We start from the raw sequence: 6,836 nt of genomic DNA, 5'->3' as shown, positions 1-6,836 counted from the left end.
CCTTCCTGGTAGGCAAGTTCAAGGGTCTCTGGTTTCAGGATCTTCCCGCTTTTCAGGGCCTGATTCCATTTAAAAAGATCGCGGGCGGTCGACATCAGCGAACCCGCAGCATATGGCAAACTCATATCCAGGAAATCGGCATTGGCATAACCATCTTCAATCGGTTGATAACCATAAGCCCGGTTTTTCAGGATTTGCTTGTCATCCCCATACAGGGAGTGCTCCATGCCAGCAGGCTCAAAAAGTTGGGTGCGCACATAATCAGCGTAGGACTCCTCGCTAACCTTCTCAATGATATACCCCAAAAGAATGTAGCCAGAGTTATTGTAAAGAAAACGTTCCCCGGGTGCAAAGTTCATAGGCTGGTTCTTGAACAGATCAACCAGTCCTTCAGGGTTAAGCTGCTTTCGCATGCTTTCAAGATTGAAAACCTCAGGATTATCCGTGTAGCTCATAATCCCCGACGTATGGTTCAATAATTGATGAATGGTTATTGTATGTCCATGGGTAGGGTAATTGGGGATGAATTTGGTAATATCATCCTGAAGAGAAAGTTTGCCCTGTTCCAGGAGCTGAAGGATCGCCACAGCAGTGAATTGTTTGGTAACTGAGCCAATCCGGAATACCATATCGGTTTGCATAGGAACCTCCAGCTCAAGGTTGGCCATCCCAAAAGCCTTCTCGTAAATGACCTCATCACCCTTTGCTACCAATGCAACTCCACCCGGCTCATTCGGCTGAAAACGCTGTTCAATCAATTCATCAAGTGTTCGGTTGAGCTGGGCATTGCGGTTGCCTGACCTCTGGGCAGCAGCCCCAAATCCAAGCAATAACAGTAAAAGGAATAAGTTCAGGTTTTTTGTTTTCATATGACTTGTTTTTAAATAAAATAAACTTTTAAGTTACAAAAATAAATCCAGAATGTACAATCATCTCATTTTAAATCATATATTATCTGACCGTCAAGAAAAAAATGTCCGCAGGTGTACAATGGGTGTCCATAACAGAACAGATAATAGGCAAAAAACTGATATCAAATTTTTAAAGAACCCGGTATTCTTATATTCAAGATGAAAATATTAACTTTGGATGTTTATTTCCTAACCCAATAATAAACAAGCTATGAAAACAAGAATTTATTTTCTATTTCTGATGCTTTGCATTGGGTGGTTGCTAACCGGTTGCCCCGCCGACAAATGCCCCGAAGGTGAAAAAGCCGTGCTTCGCGACTACGCGGGTTTGGATGGCTGTCGTTGGCTTTTCGAGCTCGAAGATGGACAGCGCCTTGAGCCGGTTAACCTGCATCAATACGATGTTGAATTGCAGGATGGACTGAAGGTTACGATCACCTATACCGAAGCCACCGACATGATGAGCATTTGTATGGCCGGAAAGATGGTGAATATCACCTGTATTTCCAAACGCTGAAGCATCTTCGAAAAAAAATCACCATAAATTATTTACAGGCAGTTGCTTGTCTTGCAAACCTGCTTGTCTTTTTGTACTTTTGCGCCTTCTTTCAAGCATTCCCATGATCCTTTAAACCTAATTATTAATCAAATGAAGAAGTACCTGTTTTTATTGTTAATTCCCATGATGATGTTTTCTGCATGCGGCGTAAAGAGAGCCGAGAATCCTTTCCTGGGGGAATACAACACTCCCCATGGCGTTCCGCCCTTTGATCAGATTCAAAACGAGCATTTTGCACCTGCCATGGAAGAAGCCATGCTGGAGCACAATGCCGAGATCGACGCCATTGTAAACAACCCCGAAGCGCCTACCTTCGAGAACACCATTGCTGCGCTCGACTATAGTGGTCAGTTGCTCAACCGGGTGGCCTTTGTATTCTACAACTACAATTCTTCGAACACCAGCCCCGAGATTGAAGCCATTGCCCAGGAACTGGCCCCGAAACTCTCAGAGCACAGTGATAACATCAGCCTCAATCCTGAACTATTCAAGCGCATCCAGGCTGTCTACGAGCAAAAAGAAAACCTGGACCTTAACGGTGAACAGGCCCGCCTGCTTGAGCTGACTTATAAGAACTTCGTTCGCAATGGGGCAGCCCTCCCTGAAGAAAAGCAGGAGCGCTTCCGCGAAATCAACCAACGCCTGGCCGTCCTGACTCTTCAGTTTGGCCAAAATGCCCTGGGTGAGGTCAACAATTATCAAATGGTAGTGGAGAATGAAGCCGACCTGGCCGGACTGCCCCAGTCGGTTGTCGATGCAGCCGCCGAGACAGCTGCCGCCCAGGGCCTCGAAGGCCAATGGGTATTCACCCTTCAAAACCCCAGCGTAATGCCTTTCCTGGCATATGCCGAAAACCGCGAACTGCGCAAGGAACTGCAACAGGCCTATGTGAACCGCGGCAACAACGGAAACGAATTTGACAACAATGCCATCATCGGCGAAATCGTTAACCTCCGCCTGGAGCGCGCCAACCTGCTTGGCTATTCGAGCCACGCCGAGTTTGTGCTGGAAGAAAACATGGCCAAGACCGTTGGCACCGTGACTTCCTTCCTTGAGGAACTCTGGGGCTATGCCCTCCCCATTGCACAAGAAGAAGCTGCCATGATGCAGGAACTGATCGATGCCCGTGGCCTTGACTATGACCTGGCTGCCTGGGATTGGCGTTATTATGCTGAGCAGGTACGCAAGGAAAAATACGACCTCAACGAAGAGGAGATCCGCCAGTATTTTGAACTGAACACTGTTCGTGATGGCATTTTTATGGTGGTTAACAAGCTTTATGGTCTGCAGTTCGTGGAACGCACCGATATCCCAAAATACCATCCCGAAGCAGTAGCCTATGAGGTTTTAGAAGCTGATGGCAGCCACCGTGGCATCCTCTATATGGACTTCCACCCACGTGAAAGCAAGCGTGGCGGCGCCTGGATGAGCAGCTACCGCGATCAATTTGTTGACCGCGAAGGCAATTATGTTCACCCGGTTATTACTCTGGTGTGCAACTTCAGCCGACCCACTGCAAGCCAGCCCGCCCTGCTTACCTATGACGAGATGACCACCTTCTTCCACGAATTTGGTCACGCCCTTCACGGACTCCTCTCCGATGTTACCTATCCCGGATTGTCGGGCACCAATGTGGCCCGCGACTTCGTCGAGCTGCCCTCACAAATTATGGAAAACTGGGCCAAAGACCCCGAGGTAATGAAAGAGTTCGCCCTCCATTATGAGACCGGCGAACCCATGCCACAAGAACTGATGGATAAACTGGTAGCAAGCGGTCATTTCAACCAGGGCTTTGAGACTGTTGAATTCCTTGCCTCCACTTTGCTTGATATGGAGTATCATACCATCACCGAGCCTTATCCTGCCGATCAGCTCGATCAGGTAGCCAGTATCACCGATGAGCGCACCATTAACAAGTACACCATGATGCCCGAGATTAACTTCCGACACGGAAGCACCCACTTCCAGCACATCTTCTCTGGTGGATACTCCTCCGGATATTACAGCTACATCTGGTCAGGCATCCTCGATGCCGATGCTTATGAAGCTTTCCGCGAAGCTGGTGACCTGTTTGACCCCGAAACGGCCCAGGCATTCCGCGAGAATGTTTTGGAACGCGGTGGCACCGAAGACCCCATGGTCTTGTATGTCAAGTTCCGTGGACATGAGCCCGAAGTAGAACCTTTGCTCCGTCAGCGCGGACTGCTCAGGTAAGACGTATTTTATTAAACCTTATTAAAGCCGTTTCGGAGGAATTTCCGAAACGGCTTTTTTATGGATGACAATAATTTAATGTCAACAGATCAAACCAGCTAATTCTTTAGACACCTCCCAGCATTTAAACAGAACTATCGACCCCTGATTTCAATTCTTTTTCCGCAAATTCCTATCTTTACCAAGCAAAATTTTTTAGCAACCCTTTTTAAATCATTCATCCTTCAATCATGAAACATTTTTTCAAAAAGATCATGCTTGTGGCATCCCTGCTCTTTCTGTTCCAGGGTGTCATGGCGCTTGAAGATGCACGGCTGATGCGCTATCCTCATATCAGCGGCAATCAAATTGTTTTTGTTTATGCAGGTGACTTGTGGACAGTTTCCGCCAGTGGCGGTGATGCACGCCGCCTCACCTCTCACGATGGTCTGGAGCTCTTCCCGAAGATCTCACCTGATGGCCAGTGGATCGCCTTCTCTGCAGAATACACCGGCACCCGCCAGGTGTATGTGATGCCAGCAGAAGGTGGTACGCCAAAACAACTCACATTTTACAACGATGTGGGCCCCATGCCTCAGCGCGGCGGATTTGACAACGTGGTGCTCGACTGGACTGCCGACAGCAAAAAAATCCTGTTCCGAAGCAACCGTACCGAATATGGCGAACGTATGGGAAAATACTTCCTGGTGAGTATCGACGGGGGTTTTGAAGAAGAGCTGCCCATCCCTTATGCCGGCTTCGGGGTACTCTCCCCCGACAACAAGAAAATGGCCTTTACCTGGGTGGACAGGGAATTCCGTACCTGGAAACGCTATAAGGGCGGAAGGGCCAGCGATATATGGATCTATGACCTGGAGCAAAACCTCTCGGAAAAAATCACCAACTGGGAAGGCACCGATCAAATCCCCCACTGGTACAACAACAAAATCTATTTTGCCTCTGACCGCGACCTCTGGCTCAACATTTACAGTTATGATGTCAGCACCAAAGAGGTCAAACAACTCACCCGTCACAACGAATTCGACGTGATGTGGCCGGCTGGCAGCAAAAACCTGCTGGTATATGAAAGCGGCGGTCAGCTCTTCAAACTCAATCTGGACACCGAAAGGCAGGAACGCGTGGTGGTGAACATCCACTTCGACAATGAAAACACCCTGCCCTATTTCAAGAATGTAAAAGGCAACATTCACAGCACTGCCATTTCACCTTCCGGCAGCAGGGTCCTCCTCGATGCCCGTGGCGATATCTTCTCGGTACCAGCAGGACCCGGCACCATCTTCAACCTCACCAACACCCAGGGCGTTCGCGAAGTTTACCCCCAATGGTCGCCCGATGGAAAGTGGATCTCCTATTATTCGGATGAGACCGGAGAATACGAGGTTTTCCTGCTTGAAAACAAGGAAGGAGCCCAACCGCGGCAAATCACCAGCAATTCAAAAGGCTGGAAATACCAGGCTGAATGGTCGCCTGACAGTCGCTACCTCACCTTCTTCGACCGTAGCATGTACCTGCAGGTGCTCGATGTGCAGACCAGTGAGGTCACCCGTGTGGACCGTGCCACTTCTGATGAGATCAGGTCGTACAGCTTCTCCCCCGACTCAAAATGGATCACCTACACCAAGAACAGCACAAACGATCAGAGCGCGGTGTGGGTCTATGAAATTGCCAGTGGCAATAAGATGCAACTTACCGATGATACATTCAACGATATGAGTCCCGTGTTCTCGAAGGACGGGCAATACATCTTCTTCCTCTCCAACCGCGATTTCAACCTTGCCTTTTCAGACTTCGAGTTTAACTACCTCTACAACAATGCCACCCGCATTTATGCCCTGCCGCTGACCAACGATAGCCCAAGGCTGTTTGAACCCAAAGAAACCCTGGAACAGACGGGGGATAACGAAAAGAAAGAGGAAAACAAGGATGTGGTGGTTCGCATCGATCCACAGAATGCCGGGAATCGCATTGTGGCCTTCCCCCTGTCTTCAGGTACCTATGGGAACCTGCAGGCCGTGAAGGATGGTATCGTTTATTCAAACAACGAAGGACTGAACCGCTACAACGTAAAAGAACAGAAAAACGAGGTGATTATGCCGGGCATCCGGGGGGCCACTGTTTCGGCTGATGGCAGCAAGTTCCTGTATATGCAAAGGGGCGAATATGCCGTGGCGAGCCTGGCACCCAACCAGAAGGCAGGCGAGGGCCAGCTCGACCTGAAAGACCTCACCATGAAAATTGAGCCCCGCAAGGAATGGGAACAGATCTTCAGGGATGGCTGGCGCATCGTCCGCGATTATTACTACGTTTCAAACATCCATAATGTCGACTGGGATGGCTTCTATGCACGCTATTCACAACTTCTGCCATCGGTGAACCACCGCTTCGACCTCGATTATATGTTTGGGGAGATGGTGGCTGAGACCAATGCAGGCCACGCCTACGTCGATTATGGCGAATGGGATCGCCCGCAGCGAATTCAGAACGGACTGTTGGGCGCCAAACTGGCTGCTGATGTCCAGAATAACCGCTACCGCATCACCAGGATCTATGAAGGGGAAAACTGGAACCCGTCTCGCCGCTCGCCGCTCACCGAACAAGGTATTGACATTCGCGAAGGCGACTTCATCATCAGCATCGATGGACAAGATGTGACCCTTGCCAATAACCCCTATATTTTCCTTGAGAACCGTGTGGACAAGGCCACCCGCATCACTGTAAACAGCAGGCCTGTGGCTGAAGGCGCCCGCACCTTTACCATCCGCCCCATTGCCAGCGAGCTTGAATTGATGTACCTCGACTGGGTAAACACCCGAAGGGAAATCGTTGACAGTCTCTCGGGCGGCCGCATAGGTTATATTCATGTTCCCAATACCGCCGTGGAAGGCAACCGCGAACTCAACCGTGGAATTTATGCCTATCATGACAAGGAAGCCCTGATCATCGATGAGCGTTTCAATGGAGGCGGCTTTATTCCCGATCGCCTCACTGAACTGCTCACCCGTGAAACCCACGCCTACTGGCACCGTGCAGGTCTTGACCCCATGCGCACCCCCGGGATCGCTCACGATGGGCCCAAGGCCATGCTCATCAACCAGTATTCTTCTTCCGGCGGTGACGCTTTCCCCTATTTCTTCCGCCAGAAAAACCTGGGT

The 6,836-nt window shown here is 49.8% G+C and carries 4 protein-coding genes; 3 read left to right on the top strand and 1 reads right to left on the bottom strand.

All coding sequences use genetic code 11. The annotated features are described in order from the left end of the window. Positions 1-869, bottom strand: an 869-nt coding sequence (locus V2I46_02715) for a serine hydrolase domain-containing protein (protein ID MEE4176402.1), incomplete at its 3' end; no start/stop codon positions are given. Between the two features lie 253 nt (positions 870-1,122). On the opposite strand from V2I46_02715, the gene V2I46_02710 reads away from it, so the two are divergent. The 3 genes from V2I46_02710 to V2I46_02700 form a co-directional block, all read left to right on the top strand. Continuing rightward, positions 1,123-1,428: a hypothetical protein gene (locus V2I46_02710; GenBank protein ID MEE4176401.1), complete on the top strand. Its 306-nt coding sequence runs from the start codon at positions 1,123-1,125 to the stop codon at positions 1,426-1,428. 132 nt (positions 1,429-1,560) lie between these two features. After that, a complete protein-coding gene (locus tag V2I46_02705) occupies positions 1,561-3,684 on the top strand; it encodes a M3 family metallopeptidase (protein MEE4176400.1) in 2,124 nt (707 codons plus the stop codon). Positions 3,685-3,914: 230 nt separating this feature from the next. Further along, positions 3,915-6,836: PDZ domain-containing protein (locus V2I46_02700; GenBank protein ID MEE4176399.1), on the top strand; the 2,922-nt coding region annotated here is incomplete at its 3' end.

The organism is Bacteroides sp., from assembly GCA_036351255.1.
Taxonomy (GTDB): Bacteria; Bacteroidota; Bacteroidia; order Bacteroidales; family UBA7960; genus UBA7960.
Note: the sequence above shows the minus strand (reverse complement) of the source record. Positions and strands in the feature narration are given on the sequence as shown.

Bases quoted from the DNA above. Each gene is read 5' to 3' on its own strand.
- V2I46_02705 (MEE4176400.1), top strand. From the start codon at position 1,561: ATGAAGAAGTACCTGTTTTTATTGTTAATTCCCATGATGATGTTTTCT.
- V2I46_02710 (MEE4176401.1), top strand. From the start codon at position 1,123: ATGAAAACAAGAATTTATTTTCTATTTCTGATGCTTTGCATTGGGTGG.